Origin of the sequence: Lysobacter enzymogenes (genome assembly GCF_017355525.1) — a bacterium.
In the GTDB taxonomy this organism is placed as follows: domain Bacteria; phylum Pseudomonadota; class Gammaproteobacteria; order Xanthomonadales; family Xanthomonadaceae; genus Lysobacter; species Lysobacter enzymogenes_C.
This window is the reverse complement of the sequence record NZ_CP067395.1, coordinates 3,297,571-3,318,528: the sequence shown is the minus strand read 5'-3', so window position 1 is coordinate 3,318,528 and position 20,958 is coordinate 3,297,571. Positions and strand designations below refer to the sequence as shown.

At 70.0% G+C, this 20,958-nt stretch carries 24 protein-coding genes and 2 tRNA genes; 16 read left to right on the top strand and 10 right to left on the bottom strand.

What is annotated here, in order from left to right; all coding sequences use genetic code 11:
• Positions 1–6: 6 nt before the first annotated feature.
• A complete protein-coding gene (locus JHW38_RS13930; protein ID WP_207521921.1) occupies positions 7–1,428 on the bottom strand; it encodes a PLP-dependent aminotransferase family protein in 1,422 nt (473 codons plus the stop codon).
• Positions 1,429–1,712: 284 nt separating this feature from the next.
• On the opposite strand from JHW38_RS13930, the gene JHW38_RS13925 reads away from it, so the two are divergent.
• Together JHW38_RS13925 and JHW38_RS13920 are read left to right on the top strand one after the other, a co-directional pair.
• On the top strand, positions 1,713–2,630 hold the full coding sequence (locus tag JHW38_RS13925) for a DMT family transporter (protein WP_207521920.1): 918 nt from the start codon (positions 1,713–1,715) through the stop codon (positions 2,628–2,630).
• 330 nt (positions 2,631–2,960) lie between these two features.
• Positions 2,961–3,251, top strand: coding sequence for a hypothetical protein (locus JHW38_RS13920; RefSeq protein WP_207521919.1), 291 nt, complete (start codon positions 2,961–2,963; stop codon positions 3,249–3,251).
• Between the two features lie 67 nt (positions 3,252–3,318).
• Here JHW38_RS13920 and JHW38_RS13915 read toward each other — a convergent pair whose 3' ends face one another.
• The 5 genes from JHW38_RS13915 to JHW38_RS13895 all read right to left on the bottom strand — a co-directional run bounded on the left by JHW38_RS13915 (position 3,319) and on the right by JHW38_RS13895 (position 7,267).
• Positions 3,319–4,539, bottom strand: a complete 1,221-nt coding sequence (locus JHW38_RS13915; RefSeq protein WP_207521918.1) for an RtcB family protein — start codon at positions 4,537–4,539, stop codon at positions 3,319–3,321.
• Positions 4,540–4,554: 15 nt separating this feature from the next.
• The gene (locus tag JHW38_RS13910; RefSeq protein WP_207521917.1) at positions 4,555–5,478 is read right to left on the bottom strand and encodes a hypothetical protein; all 924 of its coding nucleotides are present in this window, start codon (positions 5,476–5,478) and stop codon (positions 4,555–4,557) included.
• A gap of 88 nt (positions 5,479–5,566) precedes the next feature.
• On the bottom strand, positions 5,567–6,697 hold the full coding sequence (locus tag JHW38_RS13905; protein WP_207521916.1) for a slipin family protein: 1,131 nt from the start codon (positions 6,695–6,697) through the stop codon (positions 5,567–5,569).
• A 433-nt stretch (positions 6,698–7,130) separates the two neighbouring features.
• Positions 7,131–7,198: transfer RNA gene (locus JHW38_RS13900), tRNA-Leu, on the bottom strand.
• 1 nt (position 7,199) lies between these two features.
• Positions 7,200–7,267, bottom strand: a tRNA-OTHER gene (locus tag JHW38_RS13895).
• A gap of 469 nt (positions 7,268–7,736) precedes the next feature.
• On the opposite strand from JHW38_RS13895, the gene JHW38_RS13890 reads away from it, so the two are divergent.
• A complete protein-coding gene (locus JHW38_RS13890; RefSeq protein WP_207521915.1) occupies positions 7,737–7,958 on the top strand; it encodes a hypothetical protein in 222 nt (73 codons plus the stop codon).
• Positions 7,959–8,067: 109 nt separating this feature from the next.
• Here JHW38_RS13890 and JHW38_RS13885 read toward each other — a convergent pair whose 3' ends face one another.
• On the bottom strand, positions 8,068–8,628 hold the full coding sequence (locus tag JHW38_RS13885; RefSeq protein ID WP_207521914.1) for a cysteine hydrolase family protein: 561 nt from the start codon (positions 8,626–8,628) through the stop codon (positions 8,068–8,070).
• A 115-nt stretch (positions 8,629–8,743) separates the two neighbouring features.
• Between JHW38_RS13885 and JHW38_RS13880 the strand changes: the two genes are divergently transcribed.
• A complete protein-coding gene (locus JHW38_RS13880) occupies positions 8,744–9,178 on the top strand; it encodes an Lrp/AsnC family transcriptional regulator (protein WP_207521913.1) in 435 nt (144 codons plus the stop codon).
• 83 nt (positions 9,179–9,261) lie between these two features.
• Here the strand turns inward: JHW38_RS13880 and JHW38_RS13875 are convergent, their stop codons facing one another.
• Positions 9,262–10,299, bottom strand: coding sequence for a polysaccharide deacetylase family protein (locus JHW38_RS13875; RefSeq protein ID WP_207521912.1), 1,038 nt, complete (start codon positions 10,297–10,299; stop codon positions 9,262–9,264).
• A 135-nt stretch (positions 10,300–10,434) separates the two neighbouring features.
• On the bottom strand, positions 10,435–10,758 hold the full coding sequence (locus tag JHW38_RS13870) for a DUF6249 domain-containing protein (RefSeq protein WP_207521911.1): 324 nt from the start codon (positions 10,756–10,758) through the stop codon (positions 10,435–10,437).
• Between the two features lie 230 nt (positions 10,759–10,988).
• Here JHW38_RS13870 and JHW38_RS13865 point away from each other — a divergent pair, with 230 nt between their 5' ends.
• The 10 genes from JHW38_RS13865 to JHW38_RS13820 all read left to right on the top strand — a co-directional run bounded on the left by JHW38_RS13865 (position 10,989) and on the right by JHW38_RS13820 (position 17,693).
• Positions 10,989–11,555, top strand: a complete 567-nt coding sequence (locus JHW38_RS13865; protein WP_207521910.1) for an RNA polymerase sigma factor — start codon at positions 10,989–10,991, stop codon at positions 11,553–11,555.
• Positions 11,552–12,037 carry a hypothetical protein gene (locus tag JHW38_RS13860; protein ID WP_207521909.1) on the top strand — a complete coding sequence of 162 codons (486 nt, stop codon included), beginning with the start codon at positions 11,552–11,554 and terminating at the stop codon, positions 12,035–12,037. Before JHW38_RS13865 ends, JHW38_RS13860 begins: the two co-directional genes overlap by 4 nt.
• A 263-nt stretch (positions 12,038–12,300) precedes the next feature.
• Complete coding sequence (locus JHW38_RS13855; protein ID WP_242691397.1) at positions 12,301–12,927, top strand: RNA polymerase sigma factor; 627 nt, start codon at positions 12,301–12,303, stop codon at positions 12,925–12,927.
• Positions 12,928–13,041: 114 nt separating this feature from the next.
• On the top strand, positions 13,042–13,275 hold the full coding sequence (locus JHW38_RS13850) for a RebB family R body protein (protein ID WP_074861646.1): 234 nt from the start codon (positions 13,042–13,044) through the stop codon (positions 13,273–13,275).
• 53 nt (positions 13,276–13,328) lie between these two features.
• Positions 13,329–14,462 carry a hypothetical protein gene (locus JHW38_RS25550; RefSeq protein WP_242690939.1) on the top strand — a complete coding sequence of 378 codons (1,134 nt, stop codon included), beginning with the start codon at positions 13,329–13,331 and terminating at the stop codon, positions 14,460–14,462.
• A gap of 161 nt (positions 14,463–14,623) precedes the next feature.
• Complete coding sequence (locus tag JHW38_RS13840; protein ID WP_207521907.1) at positions 14,624–14,896, top strand: hypothetical protein; 273 nt, start codon at positions 14,624–14,626, stop codon at positions 14,894–14,896.
• Positions 14,897–15,186: 290 nt separating this feature from the next.
• Entirely contained in the window at positions 15,187–15,831 is a 645-nt protein-coding gene (locus JHW38_RS13835) for a hypothetical protein (protein ID WP_207521906.1), read from the top strand.
• A gap of 60 nt (positions 15,832–15,891) precedes the next feature.
• A complete protein-coding gene (locus tag JHW38_RS13830; RefSeq protein ID WP_074861650.1) occupies positions 15,892–16,212 on the top strand; it encodes a RebB family R body protein in 321 nt (106 codons plus the stop codon).
• Positions 16,213–16,326: 114 nt separating this feature from the next.
• Positions 16,327–16,665 (top strand): RebB family R body protein, encoded by a 339-nt coding sequence (locus JHW38_RS13825; protein WP_206410142.1) that lies wholly within the window; start codon positions 16,327–16,329, stop codon positions 16,663–16,665.
• A 254-nt stretch (positions 16,666–16,919) separates the two neighbouring features.
• Positions 16,920–17,693, top strand: a complete 774-nt coding sequence (locus JHW38_RS13820) for a Crp/Fnr family transcriptional regulator (protein ID WP_207521905.1) — start codon at positions 16,920–16,922, stop codon at positions 17,691–17,693.
• A gap of 93 nt (positions 17,694–17,786) precedes the next feature.
• On the opposite strand, the gene JHW38_RS13815 is transcribed toward JHW38_RS13820, so the two are convergent.
• The gene (locus JHW38_RS13815) at positions 17,787–18,656 is read right to left on the bottom strand and encodes an endo alpha-1,4 polygalactosaminidase (protein WP_207521904.1); all 870 of its coding nucleotides are present in this window, start codon (positions 18,654–18,656) and stop codon (positions 17,787–17,789) included.
• A 27-nt stretch (positions 18,657–18,683) separates the two neighbouring features.
• Between JHW38_RS13815 and JHW38_RS13810 the strand changes: the two genes are divergently transcribed.
• Both JHW38_RS13810 and JHW38_RS13805 read left to right on the top strand, forming a co-directional pair.
• Positions 18,684–19,073, top strand: coding sequence for a hypothetical protein (locus JHW38_RS13810; protein ID WP_207521903.1), 390 nt, complete (start codon positions 18,684–18,686; stop codon positions 19,071–19,073).
• A gap of 135 nt (positions 19,074–19,208) precedes the next feature.
• Positions 19,209–20,885, top strand: a complete 1,677-nt coding sequence (locus tag JHW38_RS13805) for a sensor domain-containing diguanylate cyclase (RefSeq protein WP_207521902.1) — start codon at positions 19,209–19,211, stop codon at positions 20,883–20,885.
• The last annotated feature ends 73 nt before the right edge of the window (positions 20,886–20,958 follow it).

The window sequence follows — 20,958 nt, the reverse complement described above, 5'->3', positions numbered from 1 at the left end:
GCGCAACTAACGCAGCAGTTGTTTCGCCAATTCGCCCAGCGTCTTCAAGGCCTGCTCCATCTTGCGATCCCACGGCTGCCCGCAACTCAGCCGCACGTGATGGGTGTAGTCGCCGCGGTTGGAAAACAAATGCCCCGGCAGGATGCCGATCCCGCGTGCCAGCGCCGCTTCGAACAGCGCCTGCCCATCGATGCGCTCGGGCAGCTCCACCCACAAGGTCATGCCGCCGGCCGGTTCGGCCACGGCGATGCCGTCGGGCCAGTAGTCGAGCAAGGCCTGCCGATACGCCTGCGCGTTGCCGGCCAGCGCGCGGCGCAGGCGGCGCAAGCCGCGCTCGATGTCGTGGCGGGCGAGAAAATCGATCAGCGCCAGCTGCGGCAAGGTCGCAGTGGCGACGGTGGAAAAACTCTTGGTGCGCAGCAGTTCCGAACGCCGGCGCCCGCCGATCATCCAGCCCACGCGCAAGCCCGGCGCGAGGATCTTCGAATACGAACCGCAGGTGATGACGTGCTCGCCGTCGTCGTAACGGCGCAGCGGCGCGGGGCGTTCGCCGGAATAGGCCAGCTCGCCGTACAGGTCGTCTTCGATCAACACGGTGCCGTGCGCGGCGCAGGCGGCGACGATCTCGCGCTTGGCCGCCTCGCCGGTCAGGCTGCCGAGCGGGTTGTTGAAGTTCGGCACCAGCAGCGCGGCTCGCACCGCGTGGCGCTCCAGCAGTTCGCGCAGTTGCGCGGGGTCGAGGCCGCGGCCGGGGTGGTTGGGGATTTCCAGCACGCGCAGGCCGTGCGCGGCGACGGCCTGCAACAAGCCATGGTAGGTCGGCGTTTCCAGGATCACGATGTCGCCGGGCCGGGTCAGCGTGCGCAGGGTCAGGCTGATCGCCTCCATCGCGCCGGCGGTGACGATGACTTCGTCGGGATCGATCTCCACGCCGCATTGGGCATAACGCTGGGCGATGCGCTCGCGCAACGCCGGCAGGCCCTGCGGCACGGTGTAGCCGAGCGCGAGTTCGGGATCGCGGCGCATCGCCCGGGTCACCGATGCGGCCAGCGCGGCGCTCGGCAGCAGCGCCGCGGCCGGCGTGGCGGCGTGCAGCGGGATCAGGTCGCGGCGCGACTGCACGTCGAGCACGCCGAGCAGGGCCGGGTTGCGCATCGGCGTCGGCGCGCGCGCGAGGTGGCGCGCGCGATGGCTGCGCGGCGCCGCCGCCGGCGCGGCGCGCACGTAGTAGCCCGAGCGCGGACGCGCTTCGATCAGGCCTTCGCGTTCGAGCTGCTGATACGCCTCGACCGCGGTCGCCAGACTGATGCGCTGGTCGCGGCCGAGCCGGCGCAGCGACGGCAGGCGTTCGCCGGCGCGCAGCACGCCGCGCTGGATCTGCCGGCGCATGCGCTCGGCGAGGCGTTCGTAGAGCAGGTCCTGGGTCATGGCGAACCTCGCGGTATCGAAGCCCCTCTCCCGCTTGCGGGAGAGGGGTTGGGGTGAGGGCCGGCCAGAACGCGGAGCAAAGCGGCAGGCGCCTTCGGCGCCCGCTGCCCTCACCCCAGCCCTCTCCCGCAAGCGGGAGAGGGAGCAAAAGCAAAGCAGAGGGAGAGGCAGGAGAACAGGCAGAACTGTACCGGTCGAAATTCATCCTAACTGAATCTGTATCGGTCCACAGCCCGCGCCTAACCTGAGCGTCCCCTTCCTCCCGTCGCGCGCTCCCTCCCCCCATGAGCACCGCCGCCGCCGCACCCGCCGCCGACTCCCGCCAGGCGCTGATCCAGTTGCTGATCGCCGAACTGCTGATCGGCTCGGTCGGCGTGTTCGTCCACGAAAGCGGCCAGGACGCGATCACCGCGGTGCTGTTCCGCTGCGTGTTCGGCGTCGCCTTCCTGCTGGTCTGGGGCTGCGCGCGCGGCCTGTTCCGCGGCCTGCTCGGCGAGCGCGCGCTGATCCGCTCGGCGATCTTCAGCGGCGTGTTGCTGGTGCTGAACTGGGTCGCCCTGTTCGCCGGCATGCAGCGCTCCTCGATCGGCGTGGCGACGATGGTCTACCACTTCTTCCCGTTCGTGATCCTGGGCCTGGCCGCGTTGTTCTACGGCGAGCGCACCCGCGCCGCCGACATCGGCTGGACCGCGATCGCCTTCGTCGGCGTGCTGTGCTCGGCCGACCCGTTCAAGCTGCTGCGCAGCGCCGACAGCGGCTATCTGATCGGCGTCGGCCTGACCTTCGTCGCCGCGGTGCTGTGCGGCGCCTCGCTGTTGCTGTCGCGGCGGATCAGCCGCGAACGGCCGTTCGCGGTGGTGCTGATCCAGTGCCTGGTCGGCGTGGCCATGCTCGCGCCGTTCGCCGACTACGCCCGGGTCGCGCAGCCCGGCGCGCACTGGTTCTGGCTGGCCGGCCTCGGCCTGATCCACAGCGGCGTGTGCTACGTGCTGTTCTATTCGTCCTATCCGCGCCTGCAGGTCGCCACCATCGCGGTGCTGGCCTTCATCTACCCGGTGGTCGCGCTGGCGCTGGACTACGCGATCTACGGCCACACCCTGGCGCCGGTGCAGAGCCTCGGCGTGGCCCTGATCGTGCTCGGCACGCTCGGCGTCAATCTCAAATGGCAGTGGCGGCGGCGGCCGCAACCGGCGCGCGCGTGAGCGTCGCCCCACTCAACGTTTTCTCGAACCGTTCCGCCCGACAGCGGACCAGACCGGCGGTTGCGCCGGTGCGGGCGGCGCAAGGATGCGCCGGCGGGATTTGTCGCGGCCCGCAGCTGTGAATGACATCACGCACATTCAGTAACGAGCGGGCTTCGTATAGATGAATCGCGGCGCGTCTTCACCGCCGACGAGCGAGCGACGCGAAACCCTGATGCGTGTTTGCGACAACGCTCGCGGTTTGCGCGTGCGCTTCAGACTTTTGGCGGTCCCCGGCGATGAAAAAAACGTTATCGTCGTGATGCAAAAGGGATGCCAACGGATTCGTTCATGCCGCCACGCAACGTCGACTGGCTCAGCAGCTTCATCGCCGACGAGGCCCGCGAAGCCGACCCCGCATCGGCCGCCGCCCAGCATTCCTCCAGCGTCTCCCACCGCGCCCGCGAACTGGCCATTACCTACGGCCTGGGAGCGCGCCTGCACCACGGCGAACGCCATTGGGACGACATCCGCGACGAACTCGCGCGCGGCTGGGAACGCCTGCGCGGCGCCGAGCAGGTGGCGTGGAACCAGGTCGAGGGCGATGTCGAAGGCGCCTGGCGGCTGGTGCTGGCCGACTGAGCCGTCCGCGCGCCTATAAAAAAAGCGCCGCCCTCGCGGACGGCGCCGAAACAGCGCCCGAAGGCGCTCAACCCTTGATGCAGACCACCTGGCGCAAGGTGTGCACCACCTCGACCAGATCGGACTGCGCCGCCATCACCGCCTCGATCGGCTTGTACGCCGCCGGCGATTCGTCGATGACCGCCGCGTCCTTGCGGCATTCCACATGCGCCGTCGCGGCGCGATGGTCCTTCAGGGTGATGCTGCGCCGGGCCTCGGCCCGGCTCATGACCCGGCCGGCGCCGTGGCTGCAGCTGTGGAAGCTGTCGGCGTTGCCCTTGCCGCGCACGATGTAGCTGCGCGCGCCCATGCTGCCGGGGATGATGCCGAGCTCGCCCTCGCGCGCGCTGACCGCGCCCTTGCGCGTCACCCACAGCGATTCGCCGAAGTGGTCCTCGCGCTGCACGTAGTTGTGGTGACAGTTGACCGCGGTCTTGTCGAGCTTGAACTTCGGCAGCTGGATGCGCATCGCGTGCAGCGTGCGTTCCATCATCGCCTCGCGGTTGTGGCGGGCGTAGTCCTGGGCCCAGCCGACCGCTTCGACGTAGTCGTCGAACAAGGGCTCGCCCTCGAGCAGGAAGGCCAGGTCCTTGTCCGGCAGATGGAAGCCGAGCGTGCGCTTTTCCAGCTTCATCCGCGCCAGCTCGATGAAATAGCTGCCGATGAGGTTGCCGGTGCCGCGCGAGCCCGAATGCAGCATCACCCACACCGCGCCGGCTTCGTCGAGGCAGACCTCGATGAAGTGGTTGCCGCCGCCGAGCGTGCCGATCTGCTTGTCGAGCTTGTCGGTGCGCAGCCGGCGGTGCTTGGCGTGGATCGCGTCGAGCCGCGTCGCCAACCCGGACTTGGCCAGGCGGGTCGCGTGGCTGTCGGGCAGGCGCCGGTGTTCGCCGCCGCGGCCGTTGCCGACCGGGACGCAGTGCTCGATCGCCGAGCGCAGCTTGGCCAGGCTGTCGGGCAGGTCGCTGGCGCGCAGGGTCGTGCGCACCGCGGCCATGCCGCAGCCGATGTCGACGCCGACCGCGGCCGGGATGATCGCGCCGCGGGTCGGCACCACCGAGCCGACGGTCGCGCCCTTGCCCAGATGCACGTCGGGCATGGCCGCGACCCAGGGGCCGACGTGGGGCAGGGCGGCGATGTTGCGCAGCTGATGCTTGGCGCTGTCGTCGACCGGCACCCCGCGGATCCAGGCCTTGACCGGGGCCACGCCTTCGTCGGCGTGGAGTAGTTGGTAGTTTGAGGTAGTCATGGTGCTTCGTCCTTCTTAATGGGGTGCGCCGGTGCGCCACGGCGAGCGGCGCTTGCGGCCGGCCGCAAGCGCCGCCGCCGCGAGCGCGCGCGGGTCGAACGGGTCGGGCCCGTCGCCGTTGCGCAGCCGACAGGCGATCAGCTCGGCTTGATTCAACTGCCGTTTGCTGCGCGCATACACGCCGCAACGGCCGTACAGGTTCAAGCGTTTGCTTGCGCACTCGCCGACCTGCGCATGCAACACCGCGTCGAACGCGCGCCCGGGCAAACTGACGCCGGCCTTGCGCTTGGACGGCCGCGGTTTCGGCACCGGCGCGAGTTCGATCCGGTACCAGATGCCGTCCAGACGATGCAGCTGCACCTCGCCGTCGACGACCCGCACGCCTTCGCGCCAGCCCGCTTGCCGCGCATGCACCGCAAGACGGTGCTCGGCGCGTCGGCGCACGCGGGCGGCGAACGCGGCTTCGTTGCGCATCAGGCAGCCGTTGCGCGGGTCCACATACAGGTCGCAGTAGCTGTCGGCCAGTGGGGCCGTGCCGCGCCAGCGACGGATGGCGTAGAGCCGGCCGTCGCTTTCGTACACGTCGATTTCGACGAAATCGCGCAGATGCACATGGATGTGCTGCTGCACGGTGTTGCGCCGATCCACGTGCTTGCACAGTTCCGCGTAGACCGCGTCCCAACGGCGGCCCGCCTGCCGATCCAGCCAGCGCTGCAGCGGACGCAGGTTTTCGTTGAGCCATTTCCTGCCTCCGCGCAGCCGCTCGCGGATGCCTTCGTGGGCGGGACGGTCGTCCGGCTCGCGCGGTTCGCGTCCCGGTTTGGTCCAGCCGCCGCCGCGGCGCGGCCGTTCCACGATCACTTTGTACATATCGTTTCGCATAGAGGATTTCGTATCCGATAGTCGGCCGCGCGCGGATTCGTTCGCGCATGCGGCCACGCGCCGCCTCGGGAGGCGGCGTTCGCGCAGGCTCGCGGCGTTCGCGCTATCGGAACCCGGGCGGCGCGAGGCCGCCCGGTCCTGCGTTTCAGCCGTCGGCCTTCAGGCTGACGAGTTCCTTCATGACTCCCTCCAGACCGCCGAAGACGGTCAGCTTGTCGATCTTTTCGGTGATTTTTTCCAAGGCCTCGAGTTCCTTCAGGCGCATCAGCACCGGAGAGTCCTCGATCAGCTTGGCGGTGTTGAGCAGGCTGCGGGTCGCGTTGGCTTCCTCGCGGCGGCGGATGGTGTTGGCCTGGGCGGTCTTCTCCGCCTGCACCACCGCGTTGAGGATGTCCTTCATCTCGCCCGGCAGGATCACGTCCTTGACGCCGACGCCGAGCACTTCCACGCCGATCGACGCGCAGGCTTCGCGCGCGCTGGCGAGGATGTCCGCGTCGAGCGAGGCCTTGTCGCCGAGCAGTTCGTCCAGGGTCTTGGACGAGACCGCCTTGCGCAGGCCGTACTGCAGTTCGCGATAGATCTGTTCGTTGTAGCGCGAGACCTTGGTGCGCGCGGCGACCGGATCGACGACGCGCACGCTGGCGGCGAGGTTGACGCGCAGAGTGACCTTGTCGCGGGTCAGCAGTTCCTGGCCCGAGACTTCGACCGCCTGCACGCGCAGTTCCACGGTTTCCACGACTACGTTCTTGCGCAGGTTCCAGAACGCGTAAGCGCCCGGGGCCAGGGTGCGCACGAAGGTGCCGTCGACGAACAGCAGGCCGGCCGATTCGGTCGGCACGTTGCCGTGCACGGCGACGCGGTCGAGCTGGGCGATCTGGCGCAGGCCGTCGGCGACCTCGCGCTCGATCGCCAGGCCCGCGCTCAGCGTCAGCGCGCGCACCTCGATCTGCGCCAGGCCCTTCCAGTACAGGCGGCGCAGGCCCGGCGCCAGCACTTCGGCGTAGCGGCCGTTGCGCAGGACCAGACCGACTTCGTCGTTGCCGATGTCGGCGAGAACGAAATGGTCGGACAGGCGCTCGCCGAGGCCGGCGATCAGCGCTTCGCTGTCGTTGCCGGCGTAGGCGCTGTTGGCGATGTCGTAGTGATTCAGGCGAATGCGGTCGCGCACGTCCCACAAGGTGTGGACGCCCGGGCCGAGCACGCGCTCGATGCGGCGGTCGCGGTAAACCAGGGCGCGCTCGGCATCGCCGACCACGACCTTCTTCATCCAGAACATGGCTTTTTCCTTGAAGTTCCGGTGGTCCGATCCGTGGTGTGGGCCGTTGCGACCGAATCGGATGGTCGCGGCGGCGCGGTGGGTCGCGTCGGCGACGCGGGCGGTGGCGCAGCGCGCAAGCGCGGCGATGCCGGTTTCGATGCCGTGCTGCGCAAATGCAGCCAAGCGAAATAGGGTGGGAACGCCCCTGGCGCCGTCATCGCGGACCGCATGCGCGGCGGGCGTGGCATCGTCGTCGCCGGCATCGCCACGTCCGTTGTGGCCGATACCGCGCGACGCCGTTCCATCGCCCGCCGGGCATGAAGCCGGCGGTGTCGCCGCTGCTTCGTTCGTCGGCGCATCCTGTGAAAGCGATGCGCAGGCGGACGCCGCGCGGAGCGTTTCCCGGGTCGGAACTTTCGTTCCGGTTGCAACGACTGTCGTTTCAAGACAGTGGATAGCGGGAGTCGAACCCGCGACAACAGCATCTTGTGCTGCGCTCTACCGTTCTGAGCTATATCCGAGGGAAGGGCCGGATTCGAACCGGCGACCCGCGCATACAACGCCGCTCTACCTCTGAGCTACCTTCCCGGTTGGAGCCCCTCGACGCATCGCGGCATACGCTACGGCAGGGCCGTGCGCACCGGGCCGGTTGCGAATCGGCGCCGCTGCGATGCGTTTCATCGGGTGCTGCCAATCGTCGCCCGTCTCCGGACGGCGATACGATCGGGCGCGAACGCCCATGTGCTTGTTTTCGCGCACGCGCCGCCCGTGCCGAAGCACCGGAGCACAGCGTGGCCTACGCCTCGACGGCTAATCCCCTTCGTCTCGGATGCTTCGGGGGTGTACGCGAAATAGCGATTTTTATGGGGTTTTTTGCAGAAAATCCTTTGCCGACGCCCGAAACGAAAACGCCCCCGGAGTTGAAGTCCGAGGGCGTCTGCTTCCTCGGAAGATCGGGGCGACCGATCTTCCTGGGAGGGGAAGATCAGTACGGGGTGTGCAAGCTACCGTCGCGACCGCGTCGCACCGATGCGCACGCGAACGTCGCAGGGCAGTCATGCCCTTGCACGTCCAGCTTGGCGATTTTGGTTTCGATGCGCATGAGAAGGCGGTCGGAAAGATTGAAGAAGATGGGCGCGAACTGTACGCGCGGAAAATTTCGGTTGCAAGACCGTTCGTCGTTTTGCGAGCGGGTTTTTTCGTGCGGATGTTCGAGCGCCGTGTAACGGCGATGCTGCATCAAGCCCCCCTCCCGCTTGCGGGAGAGGGGTTGGGGTGAGGGAACTCAAGATTCGACGAAGCAACGAACACAGTCGCGCTGCCCTCACCCCGGCCCTCTCCCGCAAGCGGGAGAGGGAGCAGTTACGTCGTTATGGGAGAGGGTGCGATCATGATGCGTCGATGTGCGCCAGCAACTCGGCGGTATCCATCACCTGCGCGAATTCCGCACGCAAGGTCGCCAGATGCGCGGCGCTGATCGCCTCGGCCGCGATCGTCCCGCCGGCGCCGTCGTCGAGATCGAAGCAGAAGCACGCGTCGCCGACGACGATGACGCGGTAACCGAGATTGCTCGCCATCCGCACCGTCGTCGACACGCACATGTCGGTACTCACGCCGAACACCACTACGGTATCGACGCCGAGCCGGCGCAAGCGCAGATCCAGGTCGGTACCGATGAAGGCGGAGTTGACCGACTTGCCGATCACCGCTTCGTCCGCACGCGGTTCGAAGCCGTCGCGGAACGCGTTGCCGGGATGGTCGCGGCGCAAGGTCGAGCCGGCCTGGACCGAATCGTGGCGCACGTGCAGCAGCGGCCAGCCGCGTTCGCGCCATGCCGCGAGCAGGCGCCGGCCGTTGTCTTCCATGTGCGGATTGTTGCGGCGGCCCCACGGCGGGTAGTCGAAGCCGCGTTGCACGTCGATGGGGATCAGGGCGATGGAAGCGGTCATGGTCGAACCGGGCGGGAGAAGGAGGGGTGCGCCATCGTGGCCGCTCGCCGCGGCCGGTCTCAACCCGGCAGAATGACGGTCCCGGCCGGCGCCGCGCCGGCATGCCAGGCTACCGATGAAAACTCTCGACGAGGTCGACCGCAAACTGATCGCGTTGTTGCAGGACAACGCGCGCCTGTCGACGGTGGCGTTGGCCAAGGCGGTCGGCCTATCGCGCAGCACCGTGCAGGAGCGCCTGCAACGCCTGGAGGCGGCCGGCGTGATCGCCCAGTACACGGTGCGCCTGGGCAGCGGCGGCGATCCGCTGCGCGCATGGCTGCTGCTGCGCTACGCCGAGGGTTTCAGTTGCGACGACGTGGTGCCGGCGCTGGCGGCGTTGCCGCAGGTGCGGTTGGCGCATAGCGTGGCCGGCGAGATCGATCTGATGGTGCTGGTGGAAACGGGTTCGCCGGGCGAGCTGGCGGATGTGCGCGAGCGGGTCGCGGGGTTGAAGGGCGTGGACGATGTCACGACCGTGCCGGTGTTGCGGACGGTGTTGGATCGGTTGTAGCGGGCGCAGGCGGTTGTGGTTGCGCGCTTGCGGCTTGTGACCGAAGCAAATACCCGCGGGACGCCGCTGCTACAGCACAGACGTCATTCGGAATCGAGGCGGGCGAGGTTCAAGACCCATTCCGGGACTTCCGGTTCGCCGGCGAAGAAGCTGGCCGGTTTCTTCTCGCCGATCGCCCAGCGGTGCAGCCAGCTCGGGCCGGCCGGGCCGGTGTAGGCGTCGGCGCGCTGGTAGGCCGGGTCGCGCATGGCTTCGTCCAGGCCGATGAAGCGGTAGCCGCGCTTGCGCGCCATCGCGATCAGCTCGCCGTAGGTGTCGGCGTTGAGCGCGTTGGCGTGGATCAGCCAGATCTGCGGCAGGTTGTAGCCGAGCAGCGCCTGCGACTGGCGTTCGTAGTAGTCGAGCTTGCGCCCCATGTACTTGATGTAGTCGCGGCGCAGGCGGGTCTTGATGCCCTCGGTGTGCGGCTTGCCGCGGTAGCGGCTGCCCGGGTGCGGTTCGCCGGCGCGCAGGTAGGCGGCGGCCCAGATCCAGTCGGAGTTGTCGACCGTGACCGGGGCGATGCGGTAACCGTGCTGGTCGAGGAAGCGCGCCAGCGCAGCCTTGTCCTCGGCGCTGCGGCCGGCGCGCAGGTAGGGATGGCGGAACCAGTGCGGGGTCTGCCCGCGCGCCTGCAGCAGCGGGCGCAGCTGGCGCTCGCCGCGCAGGATGTCGTCCTCGTACGCGGCCAGCCCGACCGCGTGCAGGTCGGCATGGCTGTAGCTGTGGTTGCCGAGTTCGGCGCCGGCGTCGAGCCAGTCGCGCAGCATCGCCAGCCGCGCCGGCTGCAGCGCGCCCCGGTCTTCGAGCTTGCCCTCGTTGACGAAGCCGGTCAGCGGCACGCCGGCCTTGCGGATCGCCGCGATCAGGCGGCGATGTTCGTCGATGATCGATTCGGTGGTCACCGCGGGCAGCTGCACCCACGGCAGGTCGTCGACGGTGAGGGCGATGCGCCGGTCGGGTGCTGGCGCCGCGGCGGCGGCTTTGCCCGGTTTGGCCGAAGCGGCAGCGGCGAACGACGGCAGCGCGAGCGACAACAGCGCGCTGGCGAGCAGGCAACGCAGGACGACGGACGGGCGCATGCGGGCTTCCGGTCGGGACTGCGCCGATCATCGTCGGCGCGGCCCGGCCTGACCAGCGACTTAGGTCCTAGTCCGGCGCTCGGCGCGGGGCGCCGTTTAAGCGCCGCTTGGGAAGTGCGCCGCTTAGCGGCGGCCTCAGCCGAACTTGCGCGCGATGAAATAGTAGCTGAGGTTGCCCAGGCCGACCGCGCCGATCAGCACGGCCAGGGTGCCGGCGGTGAGGTCGCGCCAGCCGGCGGCTTCGATCACGCCGAACGCGCAGGCCAGCAGCACCATGACGATGCCCCAGCGCAGCGCGCCGTGGCGGCGGCGCTGGTCTTCGTCGCGCGCCACCGAGCGCAGCATCTCGTCGGCGTCGCCGGCTTGCAGCAGCTTCATGCGGAAGCGCGCTTCGACCACGATCTTGATCGCGAAGACGATGCAGACGAACAAAGTGATGGGGACCAGGGACTGGGGCATGGCGGCGGTTTCCTCGGGCGGGTGCGGTACGGGGTCGGGTCCGTGGGCGGGTGGATGGGGGCGGTGGCCGGGCTTCGGGGCAAGAGATACGGCCCGGGTCCGGGCGGTTGCAGCCGCGGCGGCCGGCGCGGGGCGGCGGGGTGACACTCGTCACAGCGCGGTGCGTGCGCCCGCCACTGCAACCGCGCGCGCCTTGCCCGCATCCTCGCCGGGATGACCGGTTCCAGCCCATGAACGACGACCGCGCCCTGGTCGAAGCCGTCCTCTCCCGCCAGCCGGGGGCGTTCGAGCGTCTGGTGCGCGAGTACCAGGGGCTGTGCTGGCATATCGTCCAGCGCATGGTCCGGCATCCCGACGACACCCGCGAGCTGTGCCAGGAAGCCTTCCTGCGCATCCACCAGTGCCTGCACCAGTACCGCTACGAGAGCGCGCTGAAGTCGTGGATCGGCCAGGTCGCCTATTCGGTGGCCAAGCGCCATCTGGAACGCAAGCGCATTCCGATCCTTGAGGCGGCCGCCGACGAAGACGCGCCGTCGCTGCTGGAGTCGGTCAGCGACGGCTTCGACCTGGAAGCGGCCTGCGCCGACGAGGAGATCGCCGCCGGCCTGCACGCCGAGATCGAGGCGCTGCCGCCGTTGCAGCGCACCTTGCTGACCCTGTATCACCTGGAAGAAGTGCCCATCGGCGAGATCGCGCAGATGACCGGCCTGGCCGAGGGCACCATCAAGAGCCACCTGTTCCGGACCCGGGCGCGCCTGCGCCAGCGGCTGGAAGCGCGGCTGGGAGAATTCGCATGAACCGCAATCGACACGACACCGACCCGCGCTTCGACGATCCGGCCGTGGCCCGCGAATGGGCCTTGCAGGAGCGCGCGCGCGAGCACGAACGCCTCGGCGCGCCGATGAGCGAGGGCGATCCGCGCCTGGGCCAGTACCGCTTGCTGAGCCGGGCCTTGCGCGCGCCGCCGATGGAGCCGGTTCCCTACGGTTTCGCCGAACAGGTCGCGCGCCGCGCCGCCGCCGCCGCCGACGGCAGCGATCAGGTCGAGCGCTGGTTGCAGCAGTTGCTGTTGTTCGGCCTGATCGCGGCCGGCGTCGGCGCGGCGCTGGGCAGCGCGCCGACGTGGTGGCCGGCGTTGCTCGCGCCGCTGCGTCTGCTGCCCGCAGGCGGCGCGTCGTGGCTCGCGCTGGCCGGCGCGTGCTGCCTGGCGACCTGGGGCTGGAGCGGCATCGCGCGCGCGATCGGCCTGGAGCCGGGCGCGCCGACGCGTCCGGCTTGAACTCGCGCATGCACCGATAACGCCGCAGCGGGACGAATGTGAGCGCCCGCATGCTTTAAACGACGTCGCGCGCAATCTTCAGCGCATGCCTTCGCGCCGAGCGAGGGCGAAAAAAGCCGCGGAAAAGCCGCTATTTTTTGGTATCGCGACGGGATGCGCAGTTGCCTGCGCGCATGCACGCCGTGCGTGTCACCCAAGTAACAGCCATCCGTACCCCCCCTGCCCAGACTCGCCTGCACCGCAGACGAAGGAGGGGGAACGTGATGGATGCCGACGGGCGCGAACGCGCCGACTGCAACAGCTTCCGCTGCGCGCCGGACGAGCGCGCGCAGGCATGGCGCGGCGCCGCGCCGTGCGCGGATTTCAAACTCGCCGACGAAATGTTCGCCGGCGCCTGGCGCAGCAACTTGCCGGAACTGGAAGCGCGCGCGCGCCGCTTCGCCGACGGCCAGCGCGACCGCGCCGAGGAACTGCTCGGCAACACCGCGATCAAGGCCTTGCTGTTCATGCGCCGCGCGCCGCACACCATCACCGACCCGGGCGGCTTCCTGTTCGTGGTGCTGCGCCATGTGTTCCTCGACAGCGTGCGCCGGCGCGGGCGCGACCGCGAAGTGTTCGACCGCCACCGCGAGGTCGACGGCGAGGGCGGCGGCTTCGCCCACGAGGGCCTGTCGGCGCTGCAGAAACTGGAGCTGGACGAGCAGCTGGAGCGGGTGGTCGCGGCGGTCGCGCGGATGAGCCGCGAGCAAAGGCGGCTGTTCGCTTACCGCTTTATCGAGGATCTGCCGTATCCAGTGATAGCCGAGAAGCTGCACATCAACCAGCCGCTGGCGCGCAAGCGGGTCGAGCTGCTGCGCAACCGGCTGCGGCTGGCGGTGGGGCGGGAATGACCCGCCGCCGCGTCGGCGCCTCGCGGCGGCCGGCGCGGCCGGGTTCACAAGCCTCTCGGGCTCGCGTTCCACCGCATTAGACCCGCAACGAAAACCCACTCCAGGGACAGGCTCATGACCGATACGCCCGTCAATTCGCAAATCACCGACGCCGTCACCCAGACCAACGTGAAGGTCGTCGCCGAGGCGCCCGCGCAGGCGATCGCCTCGCTGTACCAGGTGTCCAGCCACTCCACCGGCCTGGCGCTGCAGAACGCGGTGCACAGCCAACAGGTGCTCAACCAGATTTCCAGCGCGGTGGTGTCCAAGGCGGTGCAACTGATCATGGCCGTGGGCGACAAGCCGTAGCGCGCGGCGTTGCGGGGCGATGAGACGACGGACGCACGCTACGGAGAACAGCGATGACGCAACAGCGGTTGGACGACAACAACGCGGGCGCCGCGCCCGAGCAGGACGCGCAGACGGGCGCGGCGCAGGGCGCGGCTGCCGCGGCCGCGTCGGCGGCGGCGGCGGCCGCCGCGGCTTCGGCGCAGGCCGGGCATGCGGATGCGGCCGCGGACAGCGCGGTCGGTGCCGGGCGCGACGCCACCGGCGGGCCGGGCCGCGGCGCCGCGCCGGGCTCGTCGCCGCAGGGCGCCGGCGTGGGCGCCGGCGGTAACGGCGATGCCGGCAGTGCGCCGGCTGGCGCGGCGGCGGCGGCGGCCGGCGCCGGTGGCGGCTCGGGTTCGGGCGGGAGCGGTTCTGGAAGCGGTTCGGGCAACGGCTCGGGCGGCGGCTCTGGAGGCGATTCGGGCAACGACTCGGGCAATGGTTCGGGCAGCGGCTCCGGCAGCGGCTCGGGCGGCAGCGGCGGCTCGGGTCAGGATCCGGGCAGCGGTTCCGGCGCGGCCGGCGACGGCAACAGCGCGGCCGGCGCGGGTCAAGGCGCGGGCGGCAGCGGCGGCAGCGGCAATGGCAATGGCAATGGCAGCGGTGGCTCCGGCAGCAATGGCAGTGGCAGCAATGGCAACGGCAGCGGCAGCAACAACGGCGACAGCAGCGGTAGCGGCAACAGCACGCCCAAGTCGCCGCTGGCCGCTGCGCGCGCCCTCGCGGTCGCGCGCAACGCCGCCGCCGCGCCGGCTACCGGCGCCTTGAACCAGCAGATCGTGCAGGCGGTGCAGTTCAGCAACGCCGAGACCGCGTCGTACGCGCCGGCGCAGATCGCCACCACCGCCGACATGCTGATCAGCCAGGCCGCCGGTTTGGTCGCGCAGTCGGCCGCGGTCTATTTCGACGGCGTCACCAAGATCGCGCTGGCCAGCCAGGGCGTGCTGATGAAGCAGATGACCGAAGACATCGTCGCCGACCAGCCCAAGAAGGCGGCCGAGGACGCGCTCGGCATCCTCGCCACTGATGTGTTCATGGCGGTGGCCGCCGCGGTCGCGGCCGGCGCCGGTGCGATGGAGGCCGAGTCGGCCAAGTTCGCGATCGACAGCATCGACCAGAGCATCGCCAAGTACGCCTCGGTCCTGCAAAACAGCGGCGGTTCGTAAGCCGCCGCAGGCGCGCGCCGCGCGCACGCCGTCCCTGTCCGCCGTCGCGCGCGTGCGCCGGTGCCGCGCGCGCGGCCGCCGCCTGCGCCCTCGCGACCCCGCCGCCGGCCTGATCGGCGCCCTCATTGCGTATCGCATCACGTGTAAGACCGGAGTTCGCGATGGACGAGAATCTCGATTGCCTGCTGCACGACGAACTGGAAGGTCTGTTCGCCCCGCCGGGCGAGACCGGCGCCGGCCGGCGCGGCGCAGTGCGGCGCGCCGCGGCGTGGCCGGCGCTCGGATCCGCATCCGCGGCCAGGCCGACGCCCGGATCGGCGCCGGCGTCCGCCGCGTCGGCGACGCCGCACAGCGACGTCGCCCGCCTGTTGGCGCGGCGCCTGCACGATCCCAAAGTGTTCGCGGCGCTGGCGCGCCTGCTGGAGACGCGCTGATGTACGCCTCGCAACCGCCGCAGAATCCGCAAAGCCCGGCGCCGCCCGCGCCGCAAGCGCCGCCGCCCGCGCCGCCGGTCGCGTCGCAGTCCGTGCCCGAGCCGCCGTTGGCGTCTGCGCCATCGCCCGCGTCCGAGCCGCCGTTGGCGTCTGCGCCATCGCCCGCGTCCGAGCCGCCGTCCGCGTCTGTGCCATCGCCCGCGCCCGCGCCCGAGCAACCGCCCGTATCCGCGCCATCGCCCGCACCCGAATCGCCGCCCGCATCTGCGCCATCGCCCGCACCGGTATCGGTGCTCGCCGAACTCGACCAGGTCGTGCGCGACTTCGCCCGCGCCCAGCTCGGTCGCGACTTGCTCGGCGAGGAGCAGCGCATGCTCAGCGCGTACGTGGCGATGATCGGCGCGCAATCGCCGCCGCCGCCCGAACCGCCTCCGCCGCCATCCGGCGGCGCCGCCGGTGCGCTCGAGAACGGGCGCCGTCAGATCGAGGAAGTGATCCGGCTCAACCTGGGCCGCGCCCAGGCCGCGGTCGACGGCAACGCGCGCGCCGAACGCGCGGCCGAAACTGCGGTGCTCGGCGCGGTCGAACGCGCGCAATCGCTGCAGGATCTGATGCCGGCCAAGCCGGTGCCCGGCGCCGCCGCCGTCGCGCCCACGCCGATGGAACAGATCGCGCTGCGTTTGGCCGTTCTGGTCCGGCAGGAAGTGGACGAATGTTTCCAGCGTCAGATCGGACCGCTCGCGCGCCAGTTGCAGGACGTGATCGGCGCCGCCCAATCCAGCGGCCTGCTGCCGCCCCAACCCACCGGTTCCGCGCCTGCCGACGAGTCGCGCGCAACCGGCCGCGACGGCGATTCCGCCGTTCGCCCCGACCGCGACAACAATCCCAACAGCGCCGCGCAAGCGAACGGTCCGGCCGCTTCACAAAACAATTGACGACTCGTTACTCAGCGATGTACGGCAGCGGCCGTACTTCAAACTCCAAGGAGCTTCGATATGGCATTCCCGACCGCCGTCAACGACCAAATCACCGATGCCGTCACCCAGTCCAACGTCAAGGTCATCGGCGAGGCGCCGGCCTTCGCGATGGGTTCGATCTACCAGTCGATGGCGCATTCCACCGGCATCCTGTTCGAAAACGCCGTGGCGGCGCAGCAGCAGCAGAACTCGCTGTCGCAGGCGGCGGCCAACCAGGGCGTGATGCAGATCTACAGCCTCGACACCACCGCCGCCGCCGGCGCGACCGAGAAGGTCGCCCAGACCGGCGTGTCCGACAACCTCACCAGCCTGCTGACCGTGCTGCGCGCCTTCAAGTAATGCGCAGCGCCCGATCCTTGCGATCGGGCCGTGCGGCGCCGGCCGGCGGGTCCGGCCGGCGTCGCGGAGCCGAGTTAACCGCAGTTGGTCCAATCCGTCACTGAGGACAGATCCATGGCATATCCCACCGCAGTCAACAATCAGATCACCGACGCCGTCACCCAGTCGAACGTCAAGGTCATCGCCGAGGGCCCCGCGTTCGCGATGGGTTCGATGTACCAGTCGGCGGCCCACTCCACCGGGCTGCTGTTCGAAAACGCGATCGCCTCGCAGCAGCAGCAGACCTCGCTGGCGCAGGCCGCGGCCAACCAGGGCGTGATGCAGATCTACAGCCTGGACACCACCGCCGCGGCCGGCGCGACCGAGAAGGTCGCCCAGACCGGCGTGGCCGACAACCTGACCAGCCTGCTGACCGTGCTGCAGTCGTTCAAGAGCAATCCGTACGGCCCGTAAGGCACGCGCCATGCGATGCCGGTCCGCCGCGCGGCGCCGGCATCGTTCTGCGCCGCATCGTTGCGCGCCGCATCGCGTCGGACGCCGCGGCGGACAGGGCGCAACGCCCGGGCCGCGCGCCGCGCGCCGCGTCGCCGCCGCGCCATGCCGACGTCCACAGGGGGCGTTATGAATCCTGCCACCGGCCGCCCGCGCGGCCGCATCGCCGCCGGCCGCGCCGGCCGGACCGCCGCGCCGCCGGCGCGGCCGGGCGCATGGCGCTGAAGCCCGACGACGGCGTCGCGGTGCGCCGGCGCCGCTGGGGCCTGGACCGCTGCGCGCTGCTGCGCGGCCTGCCCACCACGCTGCTGGAGCACATCGCGCGCCACAGCAGCGAGGCCAACCTCGAAGAAGGCGACGCGCTGTTCTTCAAGAACGATCCCAGCGATTTCCTCGCCTTCGTCGTCCACGGCCGCATCTACAAGCTGCTGTACGGGCCCGACGGCCAGGAGCTGATCGTCGACACCATCGACGGCGGCGAGACCGTCGACGAAACCCCGCTGCTGGACACCCACGCCCACACCTTCACCGCGGTGGCGTACAGCCCGACCCGGGTGCTGCTGCTGCCGCGCCGGCATTTTCCCAGCCTGACCAACGATCCGGTGGTGATCGAACGCGCCCACGCCTCGCTGTGCCTGCGCCTGCGGCAAGCGGTGGAGAGCCTGGAGACGATGTGCCTGCACCGGCTGGAATCGCGCCTGGCGCGCTATCTGCTGTCGCTGATGCACGACCAGCCGCACGCGCGCGGCGGCGATTTCGAAGTGGCGCTGCCGCCGACCCAGAGCATCCTGGCGGCGATGGTCAACGCCAGCCGGCCGAAATTGAACGCGCAACTGCAGACCTGGCACCGCAGCGGCCTGGTCAGCCGCAAGCGCAACATCCTGCGCATCAACGATATCGACCAGTTCCGTTGCAAGGCCTATCTGGGGCGCGATTTCGAACGCACGGAAGGGCGCGCGCGGGCGGGGACGGCGTGGCGGAACTCGTGAGCGCGCGCGCTGGCGCGCAACCGGCGAAAAGCCGGCTCCCGCGGGAGCCGGCCCGGTCGCGACGGGTCGTGTCCCGTCGCGACGGTCGCTCAATCAGCCGTTGCGGCAGGCATCGCGCGGCAAGGCATGCAACAACTCGCTGGCGTCCTTGAGCAGGCCGTCGAAGTTGTTCTTGTTGTCGGCCGGGCAGAAATCCTTGACCCGGGTGCCGTTGGAGCGGTACTCGACCTGGAACACGGCCTTGTTGCGCTTGACGAACTCCTTGTAGCCGCCGCATTCGCTGTGCTGGTTGCATTCCTCGTTGAGCGCCCAGTCGGCGAACAGCGCCGCGTCCTTGGCCATTTCCGGACCGTTCTTCAGGCCCATCGACATGCCGCGCGCGTGCGCGGCGTCGACCAGCAGCTGCAGGTAGTACAGCGAATCTTCCATGGTCAGATCGAAGCCGGTCTTGTCGGCGCCCTGGTTGAACGAATCGTCCAGGTCCGGTTCGACGCCGTCGCAGCCCTTGCTCCTGGCCTTGTCCAGGCGCGCGGTCATGATCGGCATCAGCGCGTCGGTCTTGCGCACGTCGATCCACCACTCGTGCTCGAAGCCGTCCATGCGCTTGCCGATCAGGCCCGGCACCTTGCGGAACTCGGCCGCGTCTTCGCGTTCTTCGTTGTAGCTGCCGACTTCGGTGTAGCACACCACGTAGATGCCCTTGGCCTTGAGCGCGGCGATGGTCGAGGCCGGGGTCGCGTCGAGGTCGATGTCGAGCATCTTCTTCGGATTGGTCGAGGCGTCGAGCACGGCGGAATTGACCGTGCGGCCGTCGAGCTGCCAGTTCCAGGTGGTGCCCGGGGTCAGCGGTTTCCAGGTCGGCGCGGCGGCGGTCTGGGCCGGCGCGGCGGGGGAATGCGCCTGCGCGGCGGCGGCGCACAGCGCGGCGGCCAGCGCCACGGCGGTGAAAGCGGACTTGTTCATTGCGTCTCCAGAAGGCTTAAGGGGGATATGGACGACGAAGGCGCCGCGTCGGCGTCCGCGTCCCATGCCGGTACGCCGCGCGCCAGCGGCGGTCCGGTCGCGGCCGCGCCGGTCGCGCGCGGCGCCGGGCGGCTCGATGAGGGGATCGGGGACGGCGCCGACGGCACCGGTATCGCGCGCGGCGGCTCCTGCCGGCGTCCTGCGTCCGCGCGCGATGGAAGGGCGGTGCGCGGCCTGCATGCGGACGCGGCGCGGGCAAGCGCCGCGCGACCGCATGCCGGCCGCCCGCGGCGGGGACGCGACTGCGGCCCGACCGAGGGGCGCCAGCATCGCGGCGCGGTCGGCGCCGAAACCGGGCCGAGTTCTCAACTTGACCGTTGCTTACAAAACCCGTGCGCGGCGCGGCGGCGCGGGTGAACAGGCGCTGCGGATGCCGCGTTCGGAATCGGCGTCGCAGTTCCGCGTTCGCCCCGCCGCCCGCGGTCGCGGCGCCGGCCGGGCGGCCGTATACGTTGGGCTATCCTCCACGGCTCACTACACCCAGCTAAGGAAATGGATCGGTCCTGGCGCTTACTCTGGCAGACCCTGCTGGCCCTGCTGGGTCTGGGCGCGGCGGCGTTGGCGTGCGCGCAGCCGTTCGCGGTGTCGCGGCTGGGGCCCGGCGCCGATCCGCCGCTGGCGCAGGTGCTGTCGGGCCGCCTCGACGCGCGCTTCGCGCCGCAGCCCGACGGGCGCATCGTCTATCCCGACCGCAGGCCGCAGTGGGTGCGCCTGGTCGCCACCGCCGACGTCGGCGAGGACCAGCTGCCGCAGTTGGTGATCGACCAGCCCTACCGCAAGTTCTTCGACATCTGGCGCCACCGCGACGTCGACCCGGTGCGGCGCGCGCTGCACGGCCGCGGCAGCGAGTTCCAGCATTCCTCGCGCTTCGTGGTGTATCCGCTGGAAGGCGGGGTGCGCAAGGGCGAGGTGATCTACCTGCGCACCTGGGCGACCGAGTTCACTCCGTCGAGCCTGCGCATCGAGCCGCTGGCCCAGGTCCATCGCCAGGACATGAGCCACGTCGCCCTGCGCAGCGTGGTGCTGACCGCCTTGGGCGCGACCGCGGTGCTCGCGTTCGGCTTCTGGGTCGGCCTGCGCGAGCGCGGCTACGCCTACCTGTGCCTGACCTTGCTGGTGCAGACCGTGAACCTGGCGGTGGAGGGCGGCGAGATCCGCATGCTGCCGTGGTTCCACGAGGTGCTGCCGAACCGCCGCACCAACGTCGTGCTCAACACCGCCGCGGTGATCGCCAGCGTGCGCTTCCTGGTGTTCTATCTGGACCTGCGCGCGACCCAGCCGGCGGTGGCGCGGGTGCTCAACGTCTGCAGCTGGATCCTCGGCGCGCTGTTGCTGGTCTCGCTGGTGCATACCTGGAGCTTGAGCGCCAGCTTCGGCAACGTGATGCTGCTGGTGGTGATCTTCGCGGTGGTCTATGCCTGCGCGATGGCGATCGCGCAGCGTCAAAGCGAGGCCTACTTCCTGGTCGGCGCGTGGACGCCGCTGCTGGCGGTGCTGGTGGTGCTGGTCGGCGGCTTCCAGCGCTGGTGGCCGATGTTCGCCTGGCTCGAATACGCCTACCCGGTCGGCCTGGTGTTCGGCGGCCTGGGCCTGTTGCTGGGCCTGGCGGCCAAGCTGCAGAAGCTGCGCGAGGACCACGACACCGCCAAGCACCGCGCCACCTACGACCGCCTGACCAGCGTGATGAACCGGCAGGCGATCGAGCAGGCGCTGCGCGACGCGATCCTCGAGGCCCACCGCAACCGCCGCCCGCTGACCGTGGTGTTCTTCGACATCGACCACTTCAAGCGCATCAACGACGAACACGGCCACAGCGCCGGCGACGAGGCCTTGCGCACCGTCGCCGAACGCACCCGCCAGCGCCTGCGCTCGACCGACCTGTGCGGCCGCTACGGCGGCGACGAAATCCTGGTCGGCCTGCCCGGCACCCGCCTGGAACAAGGCCTGGTGGTGGCCGAACACCTGCGCCGCGCGGTCGGCGCCAACCCGCCGAGCGTGCACGGCCGCGCGCTCAACCTGAGCCTGAGCATGGGCGTGGCCGAACTGCGGCCCGGCGAGAGCTTCGAGCAACTGCTGGAGCGCTCCGACGCGGCCCTGTACGCGAGCAAGGCCGGCGGACGCGACCGGGTGACGGTGCAGCAGGCGACCGCGGGCGAAGTGGCAATCTAGCCGAGCCCGGCTTCGTCCGGGGCTGATTTGCGACAGCGTTCACGCTATTCAGAACGCCGCTAAACTTTTTTTC

Bases quoted from the DNA above. Each gene is read 5' to 3' on its own strand.
- JHW38_RS13885 (WP_207521914.1), bottom strand. From the start codon at position 8,628: ATGACCGCTTCCATCGCCCTGATCCCCATCGACGTGCAACGCGGCTTC.
- JHW38_RS13810 (WP_207521903.1), top strand. From the start codon at position 18,684: ATGGACGACGAAGGCGCCGCGTCGGCGTCCGCGTCCCATGCCGGTACG.
- JHW38_RS13820 (WP_207521905.1), top strand. From the start codon at position 16,920: ATGGCGCTGAAGCCCGACGACGGCGTCGCGGTGCGCCGGCGCCGCTGG.
- JHW38_RS13890 (WP_207521915.1), top strand. From the start codon at position 7,737: ATGCCCTTGCACGTCCAGCTTGGCGATTTTGGTTTCGATGCGCATGAG.
- JHW38_RS13840 (WP_207521907.1), top strand. From the start codon at position 14,624: ATGGACGAGAATCTCGATTGCCTGCTGCACGACGAACTGGAAGGTCTG.
- JHW38_RS13825 (WP_206410142.1), top strand. From the start codon at position 16,327: ATGGCATATCCCACCGCAGTCAACAATCAGATCACCGACGCCGTCACC.
- JHW38_RS13860 (WP_207521909.1), top strand. From the start codon at position 11,552: ATGAACCGCAATCGACACGACACCGACCCGCGCTTCGACGATCCGGCC.
- JHW38_RS13920 (WP_207521919.1), top strand. From the start codon at position 2,961: ATGCCGCCACGCAACGTCGACTGGCTCAGCAGCTTCATCGCCGACGAG.
- JHW38_RS13925 (WP_207521920.1), top strand. From the start codon at position 1,713: ATGAGCACCGCCGCCGCCGCACCCGCCGCCGACTCCCGCCAGGCGCTG.
- JHW38_RS13815 (WP_207521904.1), bottom strand. From the start codon at position 18,656: ATGAACAAGTCCGCTTTCACCGCCGTGGCGCTGGCCGCCGCGCTGTGC.
- JHW38_RS13850 (WP_074861646.1), top strand. From the start codon at position 13,042: ATGACCGATACGCCCGTCAATTCGCAAATCACCGACGCCGTCACCCAG.
- JHW38_RS13930 (WP_207521921.1), bottom strand. From the start codon at position 1,428: ATGACCCAGGACCTGCTCTACGAACGCCTCGCCGAGCGCATGCGCCGG.
- JHW38_RS13870 (WP_207521911.1), bottom strand. From the start codon at position 10,758: ATGCCCCAGTCCCTGGTCCCCATCACTTTGTTCGTCTGCATCGTCTTC.
- JHW38_RS13875 (WP_207521912.1), bottom strand. From the start codon at position 10,299: ATGCGCCCGTCCGTCGTCCTGCGTTGCCTGCTCGCCAGCGCGCTGTTG.
- JHW38_RS13830 (WP_074861650.1), top strand. From the start codon at position 15,892: ATGGCATTCCCGACCGCCGTCAACGACCAAATCACCGATGCCGTCACC.
- JHW38_RS13865 (WP_207521910.1), top strand. From the start codon at position 10,989: ATGAACGACGACCGCGCCCTGGTCGAAGCCGTCCTCTCCCGCCAGCCG.
- JHW38_RS25550 (WP_242690939.1), top strand. From the start codon at position 13,329: ATGACGCAACAGCGGTTGGACGACAACAACGCGGGCGCCGCGCCCGAG.
- JHW38_RS13905 (WP_207521916.1), bottom strand. From the start codon at position 6,697: ATGTTCTGGATGAAGAAGGTCGTGGTCGGCGATGCCGAGCGCGCCCTG.
- JHW38_RS13915 (WP_207521918.1), bottom strand. From the start codon at position 4,539: ATGACTACCTCAAACTACCAACTACTCCACGCCGACGAAGGCGTGGCC.
- JHW38_RS13880 (WP_207521913.1), top strand. From the start codon at position 8,744: ATGAAAACTCTCGACGAGGTCGACCGCAAACTGATCGCGTTGTTGCAG.
- JHW38_RS13855 (WP_242691397.1), top strand. From the start codon at position 12,301: ATGGATGCCGACGGGCGCGAACGCGCCGACTGCAACAGCTTCCGCTGC.
- JHW38_RS13805 (WP_207521902.1), top strand. From the start codon at position 19,209: ATGGATCGGTCCTGGCGCTTACTCTGGCAGACCCTGCTGGCCCTGCTG.